We start from the raw sequence: 18,269 nt of genomic DNA on the forward strand, positions 1-18,269 counted from the left end.
CGGACCGCATGTCGTTCGTGCGGTCCGGGCGCCTTCGTGTGCGGCTATGCGCTCGGGTAGCGGCGCCTGGTACGGGTGAGCAGGACCAGGCCTCCGATCAGGAGGACCGTGCCACCCGCGGCGGGCCACAGGTTCGTGCCCGTCTCGGCGAGGTCACCGCCCCCGACCGCCTGCGACTGGCTGCCGCCTTCCGCGACCGGGTCGTTGCCGCCCACGTTCTGGGCGGGCGGGGTGGAGCTGTCCTGGCCCACCGCGGGTGCCTCGGCGCTCTTCGAGGCGGAGGCGAGGACCTGAGGCTCCTCGGTGCTGGAGATGGTGGGCTCGTCGTTGTTCTGGTCGTCGGAGCCGTTGCCGTTGCCGTTGTCGTCGCCGTTGTTGTTCCCGCTGCCGCGGGTCTCGCGCGGCGACTCCGACGGGTTCTCGCCCGGGTTGTCCGTCGGCCGGGCCGTCGTCGGCTCCTCGGTGGGCTGGTCGGTCGGCTTCTCGGTGGGCTTCTGCGTGGGCTCCTCGGACGGCTGCTGCGAGGGCTGCTGGCTCGGCTGCTCGGTCGCCGGCGGGTTCCCGCCGTTGTCGCCACCGTTGTCGCCGCCGTTGTCCCCGCCCGGGTCCTCACCGGTGCCGGCACCGCACTGGCGGCCGCCGTTGATGCAGTCGACGGCCTCGCCCATCAGCTTGTCGGAGAAGACGTTGATGAAGTCGCCGTGGTCGGTGACCGGCTTGTGCAGGTTCTCGGGGAAGGAGTCCAGCGCGAACAGCGGAGTCGTCTTCCCGCCGTCCTGGAGGCTCGGCGCGTCCACGTCGTAGACGATCCGCTGCACCAGCTGCGGGATGGCCTTGAAGCCGGCCGGGCAGTTGCCGGAGGAGTCCTCGAAGGCCACGTGGGTGCGGTGGTTGGCGCTGTCGATGTTGCGGCCGTCCCAGCAGCTCTGGAAGCGGAAGGTGCGGACCACGTCACTGCCCTGGGGGCACAGCGGGTACTTGTCCTTCAGCTGCCGGTCCTCGAAGCCGGTGCAGCTCCAGGAGGCGTTGGCGTTGGCCGTGCCGTTGACGAACGCCTTCGCGTCGCCGGTGATGATGCGCAGCAGGCGGGGCATCGCCGTGACCTCGCTGCGCTGGTTGCCGATGAACGTCAGCGTGACCTGCTTGGGCGTGACGATCTGGCCCGAGTTGCCCTCGGTGCCGCCGCCGGGCGCGCCCGCGTCCTTCTCCTGCGTGCCGTTCTGCAGGCGGATGACCGGCCAGTAGTACGTCGACTTGTCACCCGGGTTCTCGCAGGTGGTGTCGGCGTTGGCGAGGTCGTCGTCGCTCGCGAAGGCGGTGTTGGACTGGTTGCCGACGTAGTCGTGGAAGTGGTGGGCGCCGTTGGAGACACCCGGGGCCACGATCACGTTGTCCGAGTTGCGCAGGCCGTTCTCGTTGACACCGCAGCTGGTGGTGAAGGTGCCCTTGGAGACGAACGAGTTCAGGTCCGGCGCGGGCGAGTTGGGCTGGACGGAGTTGATGTCCGCGTAGTCCGCGGCGACCGGGCCGTTGCCGGCCGGCTGGCCGCCCTGATCCTGGCCGTCACCCTGGTCCTGGCCTTGGTCCTGACCCTGGCCCTGGTCCTGCCCTTGGTCCTGGGCCTGGTCCTGGCCGCTCTGGTCGTCGGACTTGCGCCAGGTGCACTCGGCGAGGTCGTCCAGGCCCTGCGGCCGCTCCCCCGCCTCGTCGATCGTGTTGGAGATGTCCTCGATCGTCGCCGACCGCTTCTCCTTCAGCGAGGCGAGGACGTCGTCGGAGCTTCCGTCCCGCATCCGCTGGTAGGCCTCGGCTATCTGGCCGTCCATCGCCGCGAGGTCCTCGTCGACCTTGGGCTGCGCCTCCTCGGGCACATCGGTCAACTGGTCACCCACATCGGGGCAGTCCACCGTGACGCCACCCGGGGCGCTGTCCGTGTGCTGCGACGAGTCCCCACCGCTCTCGGTGGCCGACGCGTACACGTTGGCCGCGACGAGGCCTCCTCCTCCCAACATCAGCGCCACTGCTGCAAAGGTTGCGCGGCGCGCGCCTGTTGGTCGTCTGCGCGTGTTGCGTCCCACGGAAGTTCTCCTGCGCCTCGGGTGCGGGTCGGGCATGGCTTCCCCCGGTCCCATACGCACGAGACGACAGGCGCGTTCAACCGCATCGGAAATTCTTCGGAATCTCTTAGGAAGCGTTCGACTCCAGTGACTCACAGACCACAGGAGAATCGAAAGCGGCCCTGGTCAGCCAGCTGATCACGAGGATCCGAAGGCTAAACCTCAAGCCAGAAACCCGTTCTGGTCAACCACAGGTCCAACAGGTCCGTTTCGCCCCGTACTTCCACACTGGGCGCGGGGCGTCGGTAGAGGAGCAGGAGCAGATCGGTCACGGAGCCGCGCAGGCTCACGGCGGCGTCGCCGTACCCGATGCGCCAGGTGGGCCGGTCGCCGTCGAGGTCGACGAACCACTGCCCCGCGCCGATGGCGTGGAAGCGCAGCGAGCGCCCGGCGCCGAGCAGTTCAGGGGTGTCCGGACGCGACTCGTAGGCCTCGGAGACGGTCGAGAACTCCAGCCACTCCTCGATCCCGTCGGCCGCGAGGTCGTCGTCGAGCCGGAACTCCGCGCCGGTCGCCAGCGCCGCGTCAGCCCGGTGCACGACGGTCTCGTGGGTCATGCGCCGGGCCCAGAACGCCGTGGTGTACCGGTCCTCGGCCGGCGTCCACACCCGGACCCGCGGGCCCGCCGCACGCAGGCTCGCGGCGAGTGCCGCGGCGCCGTCGGAGAGCCAAGGGCCAAGGGCCTCGCCGTCGATGTCGGCGTACACGGCAGGGTCGTTGACCCCCTCGTCGGGGACGGGCCCGGCGGCTCGCGTGCGGACCACCTCCTCCGCCCAGCGGTGGTCGCCGCCCACGTGGCGCAGCAGTCTGTCGAGGTCCCAGCCTGGGCAGGCGGCGATCGGAGCGGTCCCGTCCACGTCTTTCACATGCCCGGCGAGCAGATCGGTCTGATAGCCGATCTCATGGCAATAGCGGTCGAACGTCAGCGAACTCACCCGGACATCATGGGTCATCCGGGCCCGCCGCCACACCTCGGATACTGTGTCCCGGCCGAATCGACGAGGAGATGCAGAAAATGCTGGTGGGGGCGGGGAACACACGACGCGGGCTGGCCCATGTGGCGTTGCTGACCGCGGTGTTGACGGGGTGCGCGGAGGCGTCCGACGAGGCGCCGAGTGCGAGCACGAGCGCGTCGGCGACGGCGGACGCGGCCGGGGGAAGCGAAAAGGCCGCCGAGAGCGGCGGCACGATCGGCACGTCCGGCTCGGCCTGCGAACTCCCGGTCACCTTCGACATCGCGGCGAAGTGGAAGGCGAAGTCCATCGACGCCAAGTCGGCCGGGGACGGGAGCGATCTCGCCGACGAGATCGCCGACGCGCTGCTGCACCAGGGCCCGGTCACCGCTGCCTGCGAGGTGGACGCCAAGCCGGCGGGCCACATCGGCTTCCTGCGCGTCTGGACCGGCAAGCCGGGCAAGGACGACGCACGTACCGTGCTGGAGGCCTTCGTGAAGGCCGAGGACAACACGAGCAAGCCGAAGTACACGACGTTCAGGAGCGGCGGCCTCGACGGCGTCGAGGTGGAGTACCTGTTCACCAGCAAGCTCCTGGAGGAGACGAAGAAGGAGCGCGCGCTCGCCGTCACCACCGCGAGCGGACCGGTGGTCCTGCACCTGGGCGGTCTGGACTCCGAGGAGCACGAGGACATGCTCCCGGCGTTCGAACTGGCCAAGCAGACCCTGCGCACCGCCTGAGCCCGGCCGCGACCCCTTCCCTACGATGATCCGGTGACGAGTGACGCCCCGACGCGGGAACAGGTAGGCGGGCAGGCTTCGACGGAGGGCGAGTCGAGTGCCTGGGCGCGGCGGCTGCGCCGGTTCGGGTACGCGCCGCTCGACCGCCCCGTCGACACCCGCGAGCGACTGGTCCCGCCCTTCCCGGAGCCGCGCACCCGCCGCTGGGAGTCGGCCGGACTGAGCCCGCGCCTGGCCGTTCTCGCGGCCCGGTCCGTCGGTTGGGTGGGCCCGGTCCTCGTCGCCGTCGTCGCCGGGATCCTCAGGTTCTGGCGGCTGGGCTCGCCGCACGACCTCATCTTCGACGAGACGTACTACGCCAAGGACTCGTGGTCGATGCTCCGGCTCGGCTACGAGGGCACCTGGCCCGACCGCAAGGTCGCCGACCCGCAGATCCTGGCGCACCCCCAGGTCATCCCGCTCTCCGACGCGGGCAGCTTCGTCGCGCACCCGCCGATGGGCAAGTGGGTGATCGGCCTCGGGGAGTGGATGTTCGGCCTGGACCCGTTCGGCTGGCGGTTCATGACGGCCGTCCTGGGCACGCTGTCGGTGCTCATGCTGTGCCGAATAGGTCGCCGGCTGTTCCGCTCGACGGCCCTGGGCTGTCTGGCCGGCGCGCTGATGACGGTGGACGGCCTGCACCTGGTGATGAGCCGTACGGCCCTGCTGGACCTGGTCGTGATGTTCTTCGCGCTGGCCGCCTTCGGCTGTCTCCTCGTCGACCGCGACAAGGCACGGGCCCGGCTCGCCGCCGCCCTCCCGGTGGGCGCGGACGGTTTCGCCCGGCCGGACGCGCACACCGGCGAACACGCGGGCACAGGTCTGCGTCCGTGGCGGCTGGCGGCCGCCTTCTTCCTCGGCCTCGCCGCCGCGAGCAAGTGGAACGGCCTGTACTTCCTGGCCTTCTTCGTCGCCCTGACCGTGCTCTGGGACGTCGGTGCCCGCCGCGTGGCGGGCGCGCACCACCCTTACCGCGCGGTCCTGCGCAAGGACCTCGGCCGGTCGACGCTGTCCCTCGTGCCGGTCGCCGTACTGACGTACCTGGCGACCTGGACCGGCTGGTTCCTGTCCGACAAGGGCTACGACCGGCACTGGGCGGACGGCCGCGGCGGGGTGTGGTCGTGGATCCCGGCTCCCCTGCGCAGCCTGTGGCACTACGAGCACGCCGTCTACGAGTTCAACATCAACCTGCACGCCTGGCACCGCTACAAGTCGAACCCGTGGAGCTGGCTGGTCCAGGGCCGGCCCGTGTCCTTCTACTACGAGGCCCCGAAGGGCCAGGACGGCTGCCACGTCACGGCCGGCTGCTCTCAGGAGATCCTCGCGCTGGGCACTCCGCTGCTGTGGTGGGCGGGCTGCTTCGCGCTCCTCTACCTGCTCTTCCGCTGGGCCCTGCGCCGCGACTGGCGCGCGGGAGCCGTGCTGTGCGGGGTGGCGGGCGGCTATCTGCCGTGGTTCAACTACCAGGACCGTACGATCTTCTCCTTCTACGCCGTGGTGTTCGTGCCGTTCCTGTGTCTGGCCGTCGCGATGATGGTGGGCGCCGTACTGGGGCCGCCCGACGCGGACCAGCGCCGGCGGACCGTGGGCGCGGTCGGCGCGGGTGTGCTGGTGCTGCTGATCGTCTGGAACTTCATCTACTTCTTCCCGATCTACACGGGAGTGACGATCCCGTACCCGGACTGGCAGGCCCGGATGTGGCTGGACAGCTGGATCTGAGGGCCGGTCACGGCAGTTGGCCTGGCGCTCGGTCCACCTTGCCCGTCGTACGCCCGAGGTAGGTGACGGGGCCGGGATCCGGCACCGCGATCTCGTGGAAGCCGAGGCGGTCGTAGAAGGCCCTGGCCGGGGTGTTGGCGGTGACCATGCAGAGGTGGATGGCCGGGACACCCCGGTCCGCCAGGGCATCCAGCAAGGTCCACATCAGCTCGCGGCCGTGGCCCTGCCCCTGCCAGTCGGGGAGCAGGTCGATGTGCAAGTGGGCCGGATAGGCGGCGACTTCGGGGACGATCATCCGCTCGGGGTCGTGCAGCAGCGCGACCATCGCCGCGTCGGGGGTGGCCGGCGGGCCGGGGTGCGGCGGGTAGCGGTCGGCGACCAACGGCAGCCATTTGGTGCGGAATTCGGCGACGAACCGGGGGGTGTCGGCCGTTCCGACGATGTAGCCGACCGCGTTGCCCATGCCGTCGTCGAGGACGAAGGACAGACCGGGATCCAGCTGGGGGTACGGCGCGGCGAAGATGGTCGGGAAGATGCCGGGGTCCTCGTAGAAGGGCCGGCAGTCCTGGCCGAGGTGCGCGGTGCGCACGCAGATGTCGTCGAGGGCCGCGCGGTCCTCGGGCCGGTAGGGGCGAATCGCGGGGCGGGTGTCCGAAGTCGGGGTCATCGCAGCATCGTGGCCGATTTGGGAGCGCTCCCACAAGACTCGGGGGAGGCTACGGCGTGTCAACTCGGCCATGATTGCCCCTTCTTGAGCGGGACCGGCTCTGCCGAGTGAGGGCTTTCGGTCCGCCCGTGGAGCGGACCGCCGATCACTCCCCGCCCGGCTCGGCGGGGGCATCAGGGGTGGGTGGTGAACTTGCGGACAACGCGCGGGAAGGGGTTGGCCAAGCCATGACCCGGGGTATCGGCCGGTTGCCGGGCCGTTGCCGCCCGTTGGGAAAAGAGTGGCAGCTGCGTGGATCGGAGGGTCCGCCAAGTCCCTTCGGGAGAAAGGAAGTCGGACGGTGGCGGGGGTGTCGCTTTTCGGCCGCGCCCGCGGATTCCCTCGGATTTCGGGTCACGCCGGCCAGGGCCGGGCACCCGTCGAAGGCCGCCCCGTCGGCCTCCCGCACACTCGGCCCGCTCTCCTGGGCACTCCGCGCACCTCGCCGGAACCCTGCGTCACTCCCGCCGCGGGTCACGAATCCATACCGCCCAGGTGCGCCGCGCCCCCGTCGTGGCGCATTCTTGCTGTGTCGCCCGCTCGGCGGGCACGGACGAGGCAGGGCTGATGACTGGGAGCGCGGAGGACATACAAACGCCCGGGCAGCTTGCCGCGCTGCTGATCGACGCCTCGACGGAGGCGATCGGCGCGGCCGGCGGGCACTCGGGCGGCGTCTATCTGCGCTCCGGCACGCCCGGCCTGCTGCGCCTGGCCGTGCTCTCGGGGCTGCCCGGGCCGCTGTTCCGCGCCTGGTGGCGGATGCACGTGGACCGGGCCTTCCCCGTGGCCGACGCCTACCGGCTGGGCGTCCAGGTGGTTCTCCCGAACGCCACGGAGACGATGCGCCGCTACCCCCAGTTCGCGGCCAGCCTGCCCTTCCAGTTCGGCTCGCTGTACGTGCCCATCACGGCGGGCGCGACCACCTTCGGCGTACTGACCGTGCTGCGGCCCTCCGCCGCCGACGCCACCGAGCTGCTGCGCCACCGCGACCGCATGGTGGGCCTGGCGGAGGAACTGGGCGAGGAGCTGCGGGGCCTCGACGACGCGGGCGGCCCGGCGGTCGCCTGGGACGGTGAGCCGGTCTGCATCCGGCCGCCGGGCGCGAACCGGCCGGCGGGCCGGGCCGGAGCCTTCGCCTGGGACCCGGCGGCGGACATCGTGACCGTCGACGAGCGGCTTCCGGGGCTGCTGGGCGGCCCGAAGGACGAGATCTCGGCCTCCGCGGCGGCGCTCGCGGACGCGCTGGCCGGGTCCGACGCCGAGCGGATCATGGCCGCGCTCCAGGACACGGCCGCGGGCAGGCCTCCCGCCCTTCCCCTCTACACCCAGCCCAAGGCCGGCCCGCTCCGGCTGGTGGAGCTGTGGAACCCGTACTCCGCCGCCCCCGGCATCCCGTCCGGCCCCCGCCCGGTCCGGGGCCTGGTCGTCGAACCCGGGCCCGGCGCCGCCGCCGACGCGGCAGCCGACCTGCTGCCCGAGGGCGTGCTCGGACTGGACCGGCTCGGCATGGTCCACTACGCCAATCCGCGCGCCGGACAGCTGCTGCACCGCTCACAGGGCGAACTGCTGGGCCGCCCCCTGTGGGAGGCCGTGCCCTGGCTGAACCAGCCCGCCTGCGAGGACCATCTGCGCAGCGCCCTGCTCTCCCCGGACCCGGTCCGCTTCCACGTCGAGCGCCCCGCCGACGACAGGGCCGGCGAGGACACGGACGGCACCACCACCTCGTACGAAGGCGCCTGGCTCGACGTCTCCGTCCATGCCGGCGCATCCGTGCTGACCTGCACGTTCCGTCCGGCGAACCGGATGGCGAGCACCGCGGCCGACTTGGAGGTCCCGGCCGAGGGGTCCCGGTCGGGCATGCCGTCGCTGGCTCCGCTGTACCGGCCCATCGTCCTGGCCATCGCGCTCACCGAGGCGGTCACGGCACGGCAGGTGTCGGCCGTGGTCATGCGGGAGCTGCTGCCCGCGTTCGGCGGCGGCCGGCTCGCGCTCTACCTCCTTCAGGACCGGCACCTGTACCTGTCCTGGGAGACCGGATTCCCCAAGGGGTTCCTCGCCCCTTTCGAGGGGGTCGGGCTCGACGCCCGGCTGCCCGGGGTCGAGACGCTGACCAGCGGCCGGCCGCTCTTCTTCGACTCGATGCAGCAGCTGTCCGCCGCCTACCCCGGGATCGAGCTCGACGCGGCCGAGGGGGCCCGCGCCTTCCTGCCCCTGATCGCCTCCGGGCGCCCGGTCGGCTCCTGCATCCTCGGCTTCGACCGCCCGCGCAGCTTCAGCACCGAGGAACGCGCGGTCCTGACCGCGCTCGCCGGACTGATCGCCCACGCCATGGAGAAGGCCCAGCGCTACGAGAGCGAGGCCGCCCTCGCGCGCGGGCTGCAGCAGGCGCTCCTGCCGCGCAAGCTGTCGGTCCACCCGGACGTGGAGACCAGCGGACGCTATCTGCCCGGCACCCAGGGCATGGAGGTGGGCGGGGACTGGTACGACGTCGTGGAGGCCGGGGACGGGCTCGCGCTGGTCATCGGCGACGTGCAGGGGCACGGGGTGCAGGCGGCGGCCACGATGGGTCAACTGCGTACCGCGGTACGGGCGTTCGCACTCGGCGACCGACCGCCGGACGAGGTGCTGAGCGGCACGAACCACCTGCTCATCGACCTCGATCCCGGCCAGTTCGCGAGCTGCTGCTACATCCGGCTCGACCCGGCCTCCGGTCGGGCGCTGGCGGCCCGGGCGGGGCATCCGCCGCCGCTGCTGCGCCGCCCCGACGGTCACACCGAGGTGGTGGACCTGCCCGGCGGGGTCGTGCTCGGGGTCGACCCGCAGGCCCACTACCCGGTGGCGGAGCTGGAGGTCGAGCCCGGCGCCATCCTCGCGCTGTACACCGACGGCCTTGTCGAGCGGCCCGGCGTCGACATCGACGACGGCATCACGGCTCTGCGGGTGGCGCTGGCGAAGGCGGGCACCCCGGCCGCCCGCGCCGGCGGCCGCTCACTGGCCGGCGTCGCGGAACGCCTCACCGCCGCGGCCCGGCACACCGCCGACCGGCCCGACGACATCGCCCTCCTGCTCGCGACCCGTCGCGGCGACCGGCGTTGACGGACGTACCGGGCCCCACGGACCCCGCGGCGCACAGCGGACACACAGGAACCGGGGCGCGCCTTGTCACCCTCCGTGACGCCTCTCGCCTCGCGCGGCCCGGCAGTGTAGACATGAGCACATGGTCCGACTTCTGGGTCGTTCCCAGACCCGGTCGACCCGCCGGGCTGGCCCCACGCGCACCCGGCACACGCCTGCCCAAGTGGCGGCGCACGGGGACCGGGCCGCACAGGGGCGGCTCTCGGGACTGCGGTCGGCGGTGAACGGGCGCAGCGTCGCCGGACAGGTGTTCCTCCTCCAGGTCGCGATCGTGCTGCTGCTGGTGGTCGCCGCCGTGGTGGCGCTGGTGCTGCAGGTGCGGCACGACAGCACCCAGGAGGCCCGCAACCGCTCGGTGGCCGTCGCCGAGTCCTTCGCCAACGCGCCCGGCACGCGCGAGGCGCTCAGCACTCCCGACCCCACGGCGATCCTGCAGCCGCGCGCGGAGGCCGCCCGCAAGGCGACCGGCGTGGACTTCATCGTCGTCATGAACACCGACGGCATCCGCTACACGCACCCGAAGCCGGACCGCATCGGCAAGAAGTTCGTCGGGACGCTGGCGCCCGCGCTGGCCGGGCGGACCGTGACCGAGGAGGTCGACGGCACGATCGGCCGCCTCGTGCAGGCGGTGGTCCCGATCGAGGCGCCCGGCGGGAAGGTCGTCGGCCTGGTGTCGGCCGGCATCACCACCGATAACGTCGGCGGCGCCGCCGACCGCCAACTGCCCCTGGTCCTGCTCGCCGCCGCCGCGGCACTCGCCCTGGCCACGGGCGGCACCGCACTGGTGAGCAGACGGCTGCTGCGCCAGACGCACGGCCTGGGGCCGCACGAGATGACCCGGATGTACGAGCATCACGACGCGGTCCTGCACTCCGTGCGGGAGGGCGTGATCATCTTCAGCGGCGAGGGCCGGCTGCTGCTCGCCAACGACGAGGCGCACCGGCTGCTGGACCTGCCCGCGGACGCCGACGGCAAGTCGGCCCTCGATCTCGGCCTGCCTCCCGACACCGCCGACCTGCTGGCGTCCGGCCGGATGGCCACGGACGAGGTGCACCTGGTCAAGGACCGGCTGCTCGCCGTGAACCAGCGGACCACGGACGTCAAGGGCGGCCCGCCCGGCTGGGTCGCCACGCTCCGCGACTCGACGGAGCTGCGCGCCCTGTCCGGCCGGGCGGAGGCGGCACGCGAGCGCCTGAACATGCTGTACGACGCCGGGGTGGGCATCGGGACGAGCCTGGATGTCACCCGTACCGCCCAGGAGTTGGCGGAGCTGGCCGTCCCCCGGTTCGCGGACTTCGCGACCGTCGACCTCTTCGACGCCGTGCTCAGCGGCGGCCAGCCGGAGGCGGTGACCCCGGTGCGCAGGACCGCGCTGAGCGGGATCCAGAAGGACGCGCCGCTGTACCCCCTCCAGCAGGAGATCCGGTACGTCGCCACCGCGCCGCAGTCCCGCAGCCTGCGCTCCGGGCAGGCCGTGCTGGAGCCGGACCTGGCGCGGGCGGCGGGCTGGCACGAGCAGGATCTGGAGCGGGCCGCGCAGGTGGTGGAGTACGGCATCCACTCGCTGATCACCGTGCCGCTGCGGGCCGGGGCGATGGTGCTCGGCGTGGTGAGTTTCTGGCGCTCGCAGAAGGCCGAGCCCTTCGACGCGGACGAACTGGCCCTCGCCGAGGAGCTGGTGACCCGTGCGGCCGTCTCCATCGACAACGCCCGCCGCTACACCCGCGAGCACAGCATGGCCGTCACCCTCCAGCGCAGCCTGCTCCCCCGCACGCTGCCCGAGCAGACGGCCCTGGACATCGCCACCCGCTATCTGCCGGCCCAGGCGGGCGTCGGCGGCGACTGGTTCGACGTACTGCCCCTGTCCGGCGCCCGGGTCGCCCTCGTGGTGGGCGACGTCGTCGGACACGGACTGCACGCCGCGGCCACGATGGGACGGCTGCGTACGGCGGTCCACAACTTCTCCGCCCTCGACCTGCCACCTGACGAACTCCTGTCCCTGCTCGACGAGATGGTCGGCCGCATAGACCAGGACGAGACACCCGAGGACGGCAGCGCACCGGTGATCGGCGCGACCTGTCTGTACGCGATCTACGACCCGGTGTCCCGGAACTGCACGGTCGCCCGCGCCGGGCATCCGCCGCCCGCGCTGATCCGGCCCGACGGCAGCGTCGAGTTCCCCGAGGTGCCCGCCGGTCCGCCGCTGGGCCTGGGCGGGTTGCCGTTCGAGACGGCCGATCTCCGACTGCCGGAGGGCAGCCGTCTCGTGCTGTACACGGACGGGCTCGTCGAGGACCGGGAGCACGACATTGACGAGGGCCTCGACCAGCTGCGCGAGGCGCTGGAACAGGCCGGTCCCTCACCGGAGGACACCTGCCGGGCCGTGCTCGACGCCCGGCTGCCGTCCAAGCCCGGTGACGACATCGCCCTGCTGGTCGCTCGCACCCGCGCGCTGCCCGCCGACCGGATCGCCGACTGGGAGGTGCCGTCCGACCCGGCCGCGGTCGGCGAGGTGCGCGCCCGCGTCACCCGCCGGCTGGCCGAATGGGGCCTGGACGAGCTGGCGTTCACCACCGAGCTCATCCTGAGCGAACTGGTCACCAACGCGATCCGCTACGGCGGGGAGCCCATCCGGGTCCGGATGCTGTTCGACCGCACCCTGGTCTGCGAGGTCTGCGACAGCAGCAACACCTCGCCCCATCTGCGGTACGCGGCGATGACGGACGAGGGCGGGCGCGGCCTGTTCCTGGTGGCGCAGCTCTCCGAGCGCTGGGGCACCCGCTACACCCCGGCGGGCAAGATCATCTGGACCGAACAGCCGCTCCCCTGACCGAACGGGTTTTCGTTCTTCCCTACGAAGTTTTCACGCGGTGGGTGTCACACGCCTGTTTCTTCTGATAGGAAACCTTCCTATCAGTGTGACGCACGACCAACTCCCCACCCCCCACTCCCCTTTGGAGCCTTCGTGAGGAACACCCCGGACGACGCGACCCGTTCCACGCACACCTCGCGCCGCACCCTCCTCGCCGTGCTCGGCGCGTCGCTCGTCGCGGCACCGCTGCTCAAGCCCGCGCACGCGTCCGCCTCCGCATCCTTGGCGGCCGCCTGTACACCGCTCGACAACTCGGCGAAGAAGGAGATCGCCATGAAGCTCGTCTCCAGCGCCGAGAACTCCTCGCTCGACTGGAAGGCGCAGTACAAGTACATCGAGGACATCGGCGACGGCCGCGGCTACACGGCCGGCATCATCGGTTTCTGCTCGGGCACCGGCGACATGCTCGACCTCGTCGAGCTGTACGCCGCCCGCAAGCCGGGCAACGTGCTCGCCAAGTACCTCCCGGCGCTGCGCCAGGTCAACGGCACCGACTCGCACTCCGGCCTGGACCCGAACTTCACCAAGGACTGGCGCACGGCCGCGGCGGACAGCGTCTTCCAGCAGGCCCAGAACGACGAGCGCGACCGGGTGTACTTCAACCCGGCCGTCCAGCAGGGCAAGACGGACGGCCTCGGCACGCTCGGACAGTTCGCGTACTACGACGCCATCGTCATGCACGGCGACGGCACCGACTCCACCAGCTTCCGCAACATACGCAAGCGCGCCCTCACCAAGGCCAAGCCCCCGGCCCAGGGCGGCAACGAGGTCACGTACCTCAACGCCTTCCTGGACGCGCGGGTGTGGGCCATGAAGCAGGAGGAGGCGCACAGCGACACCACCCGCGTCGACACCGAGCAGCGGGTCTTCCTGCGCAACAACAACCTGTGCCTGAACACGCCCCTGGACTGGAAGGTCTACGGGGACAGCTTCCACATCAGCTGACCGCGCTCCGGATCGGCCAACGCCCCTCCTCACCTAGGGGTATTGGCCGATCCGATCCACGACGCCCATCTCCTCCAGGCCGCGCATCTCGCGATACCCGTTGGAGGCCTCGAAGTCTCCGTCCTCCCAGTCGCCGCCGCTCCCCTTCAGGCTCATACCCAGGTAGGCGTAGGTCTCCGGGTCGAAGATGAAGGCGAAATAGATCTTCGGGTACGAGACGGCGACGCCCTGGCGGCCGAGAGCGTCCACCGCCTGACGGTCGATCCGGATGCCGGGGATCTTCGCGACGGCCTCGAACGCGGCGGCCTCGAGGCCGGGCGGCATGACCCGCGGCACCCCGAAGAACTGGCAGACGTTCAGGAACGCCAGGCTGTCGTCGCCCTGGCTGGGCGCCCTGAGCCACTTCAGGAGCGTGTCCGGGTCCGTCGGCCATTTCGCCAACTCGGCGTACGCGGTCGGCGGCCACCTCACCTCGTGCCTGCCCAGCGGCGGATCGTTGTAGGTCTTGCCGTACTGCTCACGCCTGGAGGGCTTGGAACCGTCCACGGACGTCCAACTCTGGTCCGTCCAGGTCCTGTTGCGCCCGCTCTTCACATAGGTCCGGGTGATGTAGGTCTTGGTGTACACGTACTGGTCGTTGCGCGGAATCGGCATCCCGCTGCCGTCGGCCCGGGACTTGTCCGCGGCCTTGCGCAGCAGTTGCGCCGCGCTCAGGGTGGTCATGCGGGGGGCGTCACCGTCCGCGTCCCGTCTTGCGGCGACTACGACGCCTCCCGCGACCGCCGCCGCGGCCGTGCCGGCTACAGCGACCCTGAGCATCAGCCGGCGGGACAGGGCTGCCGGGCGGCTCTCCTGGAGAATGGCGCGCTGGAGGCGGACGCGAGCGGCCGAGCGGGCCTCGTCGGTCAACGCGGGTACGTCGGCGTGCAGTTCACGCACTGCGGCGATGTCATCCACGATCGCTCTCTCCGTTCTCCTCGGTCCCGCCCAATGCGTGGCGCAGTTTGGTCCGGGCCCGGTGCAGCCGTGAGCGCACGGTTCCGACCGGCATGCCGAGGGCCTCGGCGACCTCCGCGTAGTCGAGGTCGCCCCACGCGATCAGCAGCAGCACGTCCCGGTGGCGGGCGGGCAACTGCGCGAGAGCGCCCGCGAGTTCGGCGCGGGAGCTCTCGGCGCTGACCCTGGCGGCCACCCGGTCGGCGAGCGGCTCGCCCTCCGCCGGGGAGGCGGCGGCGACCCGCGAGAGGGCCTTGAGACGGCGGGCTTCGGCGCGCCGGTGCTGGCCGACGAGGTTGGTGACGATGCCGTACAGCCACGGGCGCGCCTGCGGGCGGGAGAGGTCGTAGCGGCGTCGCTGCTGGAAGGCGATCACGAAGGTCTCGGCCATCAGGTCGTCGGCGACCTCGATGCCCAGGCGCCTGGCCGCGTACCGGTGGATGTCGTCGGCGTAGCGGTTGAAGAGCTCCGCGAACGCATCGGGCTCGTCCCAGGACCGTTCGACGACCGCGGCATCGGAGACTTCGGACACAGGGTCGTCGTGCGGACCGAGGGCAGGCGGGGCCCCTGTCCTCGGCAAGGCGGTCACTGCTCGCCTTTCAGGTTCACGGGCTTTCTCCAGGTCGCCGGCACGGTCGACTGCTGTTGGCCGATGCCCACGTTCGAGTTCCCGATCCTGGCTCATAACTTTGACTTATGAGCCCATAGACCGGACCCGCATACTGACTAAGGCTTGCCTTAGTTTAGGCTTCCGTCGAGTCGATCTATCGCCACTCGAACTATCGCCACTCGAAGGGAACCTGATCATGCCGCGCCCCCTGCGGGTAGCCATCGTCGGAGCCGGCCCCGCCGGGATCTACGCCGCCGACGCCCTGCTCAAGTCCGAGGTGGCAGCCGAGCCCGGCGTGTCCATCGACCTCTTCGAGCGGATGCCCGCCCCGTTCGGCCTGATCCGTTACGGCGTCGCCCCCGACCACCCCCGCATCAAGGGCATCATCACGGCCCTGCACCAGGTGCTCGACAAGCCGCAGATCCGGCTCTTCGGCAACGTCGACTACCCCACCGACATCTGCCTGGACGACCTGCGCGCGTTCTACGACGCCGTGATCTTCTCCACGGGCGCGACGGCCGACCGCGAGCTGTCGATACCGGGTGTCGAGCTGGACGGTTCCTACGGCGCCGCCGACTTCGTCTCCTGGTACGACGGTCACCCCGACGTTCCGCGCACCTGGCCGCTGGAGGCTGAGAAGGTCGCCGTGCTGGGCGTCGGCAACGTCGCGCTGGACGTGGCCCGCATCCTCGCCAAGACGGCGGACGAGCTGCTGCCGACCGAGATCCCGCCGAACGTCCACGAGGGCCTCAAGGCGAACAAGGCCCTGGAGGTCCACGTCTTCGGCCGCCGCGGCCCGGCGCAGGCGAAGTTCTCCCCGATGGAGCTGCGGGAGCTGGACCACTCCCCCACCATCGAGGTCATCGTCGACCCCGAGGACATCGACTACGACGAGGGCTCGATCGAGACCCGGCGCGGCAACAAGCAGGCCGACATGGTCGCCAAGACCCTGGAGAACTGGGCGATCCGCGATGTCGGCGACCGCCCGCACAAGCTGTTCCTGCACTTCTTCGAGTCGCCCACCGAGATCCTCGGCGAGGACGGCAAGGTCGTCGGCCTGCGCACGGAGCGCACCGCCCTGGACGGCACCGGCAACGTCAAGGGCACCGGCGAGTTCAAGGACTGGGACACCACCGCGGTCTACCGCGCGGTCGGCTACCTGTCCGACAAACTCCCCAAGCTGCCCTGGGACATCGACTCCGGCACGGTGCCGGACGAGGGTGGCCGGGTCATCCAGGAGAGCGGCGAGCACCTCCAGTCGACGTACGTCACCGGCTGGATCCGCCGCGGTCCGGTGGGTCTGATCGGCCACACCAAGGGCGACGCCAACGAGACGGTGTCCAACCTGCTGGCCGACTACGCCGGCGGCCGTCTGCACGAGCCGGCCACGCCCGCTCCCGAGGCGGTGGAGGCCTTCCTCGCCGAGCGTAACGTCCGCTACACGACGTGGGACGGCTGGTACCGCCTGGACGCGGCGGAGAAGGCGCTGGGCGAGCCGCAGGGCCGCGAGCGCGTGAAGCTCGTCGAGCGCGAGGACATGCTCAGGGCGAGCGGGGCGTAGGCGCTGCCGCGCGGTGGGCCGGGACGACTCCGTCCGGGACGACACTGTCCGGGAGTTGAACCCCGAGAGGGGTGACCTCCCTGGCCCACCGCGGCTGTTCGTCAGGGGCCGGAGCCACCCCGTCCGGGATGGGGCTCCGAGACGGGTGAACTCCCCTTCCTGCCGTGACTGTTCGTCAGTGGACGGCGGCCGACTCGCCGTTCGGGACACGTCGTCGCAGCGGCCCTTCAGCGCCTGACGAGGTCTCGGCGGGCGACCGCTCCCAGTACCGCCACCAGCAGGGTGAGCGCGGCGACCTGACCCAGGGCGCCGCCCAGGTACACGGCGGGCAGCGGGACGCCGAGCCACGGGTACAGGGCGGCGACCCGGACGACCAGGAGCAGCAGGCCGAGCGCGGCGAGGGCGACGGCTCCGCCGGCCGGGCCTCGGTCCGCGCCGCGGCTGCGCAGCACCAGCCAGCCGACGGCGCCGACGAGGAAGCCGGTGGCCGGTGCCCAGGCGGTGTCCGGGGCGCCGGGCAGCAGGACGATCGACGCGCCCGTCACCACGGCGAACCCCGCGAAGACGAGGCCGGGAGAGCCGACCGGCAGCGCGGCGGTGGGGGCGTCGCGGTGGTAGGCCGCGCAGAGCGCGAGCGCCGACAGCCAGCCGAACAGGGCCGTGACGATGGCGAACCACGGTTCCGGCAGCACCGCGCTGTCGGTGACCAGCGGACCGACGAGCGGCCAGAGCGTGGGCAGCGCGGCCAGCAGCACGGCGGCGCGGGCGAGGCGTCGTCGGTCGTGCACGAGCGCGAAGTAGCCGACCGTCCAGAGCAGGGGCAGGGTCCAGGTGGCGGCCTCGACGACGCCGATCAGCGGCCCTTGGCCGGTGAACGCCGACACGAACAGGTCCCACTGGCCCGGGCCGTGGGTCGAGGCCCAGGTCAGTCCGAGAACCCGGTCGACGAGCGCGGCGGTCGCCTGCAGCAGGACGGCGAAGAGCGCGAAGTGCCGGGCGGTCGAGCCGAGCAGCGCGTAGCGCCGGGGCACTCCGGCGACGGCGAGGCGGCTGCGCACGGCGAGGGCGACGATGCTCGCCGTCTCGCCGAGGGTGGGCCGGCTCTGGTCCTGGGTGTCCCGGTCGAGGTCTCCCAGGTATGTCTCGACCATCTCCTCCTCCCGGGCCTGCCGGTAGTAGGCGGGGAGCAGGCGCAGTACGGCGCGGTAGCGCGTTTCGAGCAGCGTCGTCATGCGAGGCCTCCCGCGAGTCCGGGTCCGGTCGTGGGGTTCGCGGCGGTTCCGGGGGCCTTGCGCCCCTCGGCGATCCGCTGCTTGGCGGCGCTGGCGCCGGCGGCCATCCGCTCCGCCTCCGCGTCGAGGGCCCCCGTCCCTTCGTCGGTGAGGCGGTAATAGCGCCGGAGGCGGCCGTCGTGCACCTCCTCCCGGTCCAGGACGATCAGTCCGTCCGCGGTGAGCCGGTCGAGTACGCCGTAGAGGGTGCCGACGCGCAGTTGCACCGCGCCCTCGGAGAGTTCGTCGACCTCCCGCAGAATCCCGTAGCCATGCCGGGGCTGGTCGGCCAGTGCGGTCAGGACGAAGAAGGCGGCTGTGGTCATGCCCTTCGATGCCATGCGGCCATGATATATCGGCGACCGATATATATCGAGGCAATGAGGCCGGGCGGAGTGCCGCGGAGCCCCACGAGGCGCGAAGAGCCCCCGCACGGCACGAACAGGACCCGCCCCAAGCGGATGGTGGGCGGGCCCTGTTCGCGGAGGACATTGTCGCGGCCGGGACACGGCAGGGGCAGGAGTGAACCGCCGCGAACTGGAGTGCGCCGTACGCACCCCGAGTGCGCGGGTTCAGGTCCCGTGTGCACGACCCCGGATGATCCC

At 71.5% G+C, this 18,269-nt stretch carries 13 protein-coding genes; 6 read left to right on the forward strand and 7 right to left on the reverse strand.

The annotated features are described in order from the left end of the window. Positions 1–44 precede the first annotated feature (44 nt). Complete coding sequence (locus ACIQI8_RS01855; RefSeq protein ID WP_402343503.1) at positions 45–2,012, reverse strand: DUF1996 domain-containing protein; 1,968 nt, start codon at positions 2,010–2,012, stop codon at positions 45–47. A 260-nt stretch (positions 2,013–2,272) separates the two neighbouring features. Then, positions 2,273–3,052, reverse strand: a complete 780-nt coding sequence (locus tag ACIQI8_RS01860; RefSeq protein WP_402343506.1) for a maleylpyruvate isomerase family mycothiol-dependent enzyme — start codon at positions 3,050–3,052, stop codon at positions 2,273–2,275. A gap of 80 nt (positions 3,053–3,132) precedes the next feature. Between ACIQI8_RS01860 and ACIQI8_RS01865 the strand changes: the two genes are divergently transcribed. Further along, entirely contained in the window at positions 3,133–3,810 is a 678-nt protein-coding gene (locus tag ACIQI8_RS01865) for a lipoprotein (protein ID WP_402346628.1), read from the forward strand. A gap of 33 nt (positions 3,811–3,843) precedes the next feature. Next, positions 3,844–5,568 carry a dolichyl-phosphate-mannose--protein mannosyltransferase gene (locus ACIQI8_RS01870; RefSeq protein WP_402343509.1) on the forward strand — a complete coding sequence of 575 codons (1,725 nt, stop codon included), beginning with the start codon at positions 3,844–3,846 and terminating at the stop codon, positions 5,566–5,568. A gap of 7 nt (positions 5,569–5,575) precedes the next feature. Here the strand turns inward: ACIQI8_RS01870 and ACIQI8_RS01875 are convergent, their stop codons facing one another. Further along, positions 5,576–6,235 carry a GNAT family N-acetyltransferase gene (locus ACIQI8_RS01875; protein ID WP_402343512.1) on the reverse strand — a complete coding sequence of 220 codons (660 nt, stop codon included), beginning with the start codon at positions 6,233–6,235 and terminating at the stop codon, positions 5,576–5,578. A gap of 606 nt (positions 6,236–6,841) precedes the next feature. Between ACIQI8_RS01875 and ACIQI8_RS01880 the strand changes: the two genes are divergently transcribed. The 3 genes from ACIQI8_RS01880 to ACIQI8_RS01890 all read left to right on the forward strand — a co-directional run bounded on the left by ACIQI8_RS01880 (position 6,842) and on the right by ACIQI8_RS01890 (position 13,226). Beyond that, positions 6,842–9,370 (forward strand): SpoIIE family protein phosphatase, encoded by a 2,529-nt coding sequence (locus ACIQI8_RS01880; RefSeq protein WP_402343515.1) that lies wholly within the window; start codon positions 6,842–6,844, stop codon positions 9,368–9,370. 121 nt (positions 9,371–9,491) lie between these two features. Beyond that, positions 9,492–12,239, forward strand: coding sequence for a SpoIIE family protein phosphatase (locus tag ACIQI8_RS01885; RefSeq protein ID WP_402343518.1), 2,748 nt, complete (start codon positions 9,492–9,494; stop codon positions 12,237–12,239). 135 nt (positions 12,240–12,374) lie between these two features. After that, complete coding sequence (locus tag ACIQI8_RS01890) at positions 12,375–13,226, forward strand: chitosanase (protein ID WP_402343521.1); 852 nt, start codon at positions 12,375–12,377, stop codon at positions 13,224–13,226. A gap of 33 nt (positions 13,227–13,259) precedes the next feature. Here ACIQI8_RS01890 and ACIQI8_RS01895 read toward each other — a convergent pair whose 3' ends face one another. Beyond that, positions 13,260–14,183 carry a CU044_5270 family protein gene (locus ACIQI8_RS01895; RefSeq protein ID WP_402343524.1) on the reverse strand — a complete coding sequence of 308 codons (924 nt, stop codon included), beginning with the start codon at positions 14,181–14,183 and terminating at the stop codon, positions 13,260–13,262. After that, positions 14,176–14,754, reverse strand: a complete 579-nt coding sequence (locus tag ACIQI8_RS01900) for an RNA polymerase sigma factor (RefSeq protein ID WP_402343527.1) — start codon at positions 14,752–14,754, stop codon at positions 14,176–14,178. The genes ACIQI8_RS01895 and ACIQI8_RS01900 overlap by 8 nt, the downstream gene beginning before the upstream one ends. 274 nt (positions 14,755–15,028) lie before the next feature. Between ACIQI8_RS01900 and ACIQI8_RS01905 the strand changes: the two genes are divergently transcribed. After that, positions 15,029–16,393, forward strand: coding sequence for an FAD-dependent oxidoreductase (locus ACIQI8_RS01905; RefSeq protein ID WP_402343530.1), 1,365 nt, complete (start codon positions 15,029–15,031; stop codon positions 16,391–16,393). Positions 16,394–16,620: 227 nt separating this feature from the next. Here ACIQI8_RS01905 and ACIQI8_RS01910 read toward each other — a convergent pair whose 3' ends face one another. Next, positions 16,621–17,625: a hypothetical protein gene (locus ACIQI8_RS01910; RefSeq protein ID WP_402343533.1), complete on the reverse strand. Its 1,005-nt coding sequence runs from the start codon at positions 17,623–17,625 to the stop codon at positions 16,621–16,623. Then, the gene (locus tag ACIQI8_RS01915; RefSeq protein WP_402346630.1) at positions 17,622–17,990 is read right to left on the reverse strand and encodes a PadR family transcriptional regulator; all 369 of its coding nucleotides are present in this window, start codon (positions 17,988–17,990) and stop codon (positions 17,622–17,624) included. Before ACIQI8_RS01915 ends, ACIQI8_RS01910 begins: the two co-directional genes overlap by 4 nt. Positions 17,991–18,269 lie beyond the last annotated feature (279 nt).

Origin of the sequence: Streptomyces sp. NPDC092369 (genome assembly GCF_044755245.1) — a bacterium.
Lineage (GTDB): Bacteria > Actinomycetota > Actinomycetes > Streptomycetales > Streptomycetaceae > Streptomyces.

Excerpts from the sequence above, each read along its gene's own strand:
- ACIQI8_RS01855 (WP_402343503.1), bottom strand. The coding sequence starts at position 2,012 with ATGTTGGGAGGAGGAGGCCTCGTCGCGGCCAACGTGTACGCGTCGGCC.
- ACIQI8_RS01865 (WP_402346628.1), top strand. The coding sequence starts at position 3,133 with ATGCTGGTGGGGGCGGGGAACACACGACGCGGGCTGGCCCATGTGGCG.
- ACIQI8_RS01875 (WP_402343512.1), bottom strand. The coding sequence starts at position 6,235 with ATGACCCCGACTTCGGACACCCGCCCCGCGATTCGCCCCTACCGGCCC.
- ACIQI8_RS01880 (WP_402343515.1), top strand. The coding sequence starts at position 6,842 with ATGACTGGGAGCGCGGAGGACATACAAACGCCCGGGCAGCTTGCCGCG.
- ACIQI8_RS01885 (WP_402343518.1), top strand. The coding sequence starts at position 9,492 with ATGGTCCGACTTCTGGGTCGTTCCCAGACCCGGTCGACCCGCCGGGCT.
- ACIQI8_RS01905 (WP_402343530.1), top strand. The coding sequence starts at position 15,029 with ATGCCGCGCCCCCTGCGGGTAGCCATCGTCGGAGCCGGCCCCGCCGGG.
- ACIQI8_RS01910 (WP_402343533.1), bottom strand. The coding sequence starts at position 17,625 with ATGACGACGCTGCTCGAAACGCGCTACCGCGCCGTACTGCGCCTGCTC.
- ACIQI8_RS01915 (WP_402346630.1), bottom strand. The coding sequence starts at position 17,990 with ATGACCACAGCCGCCTTCTTCGTCCTGACCGCACTGGCCGACCAGCCC.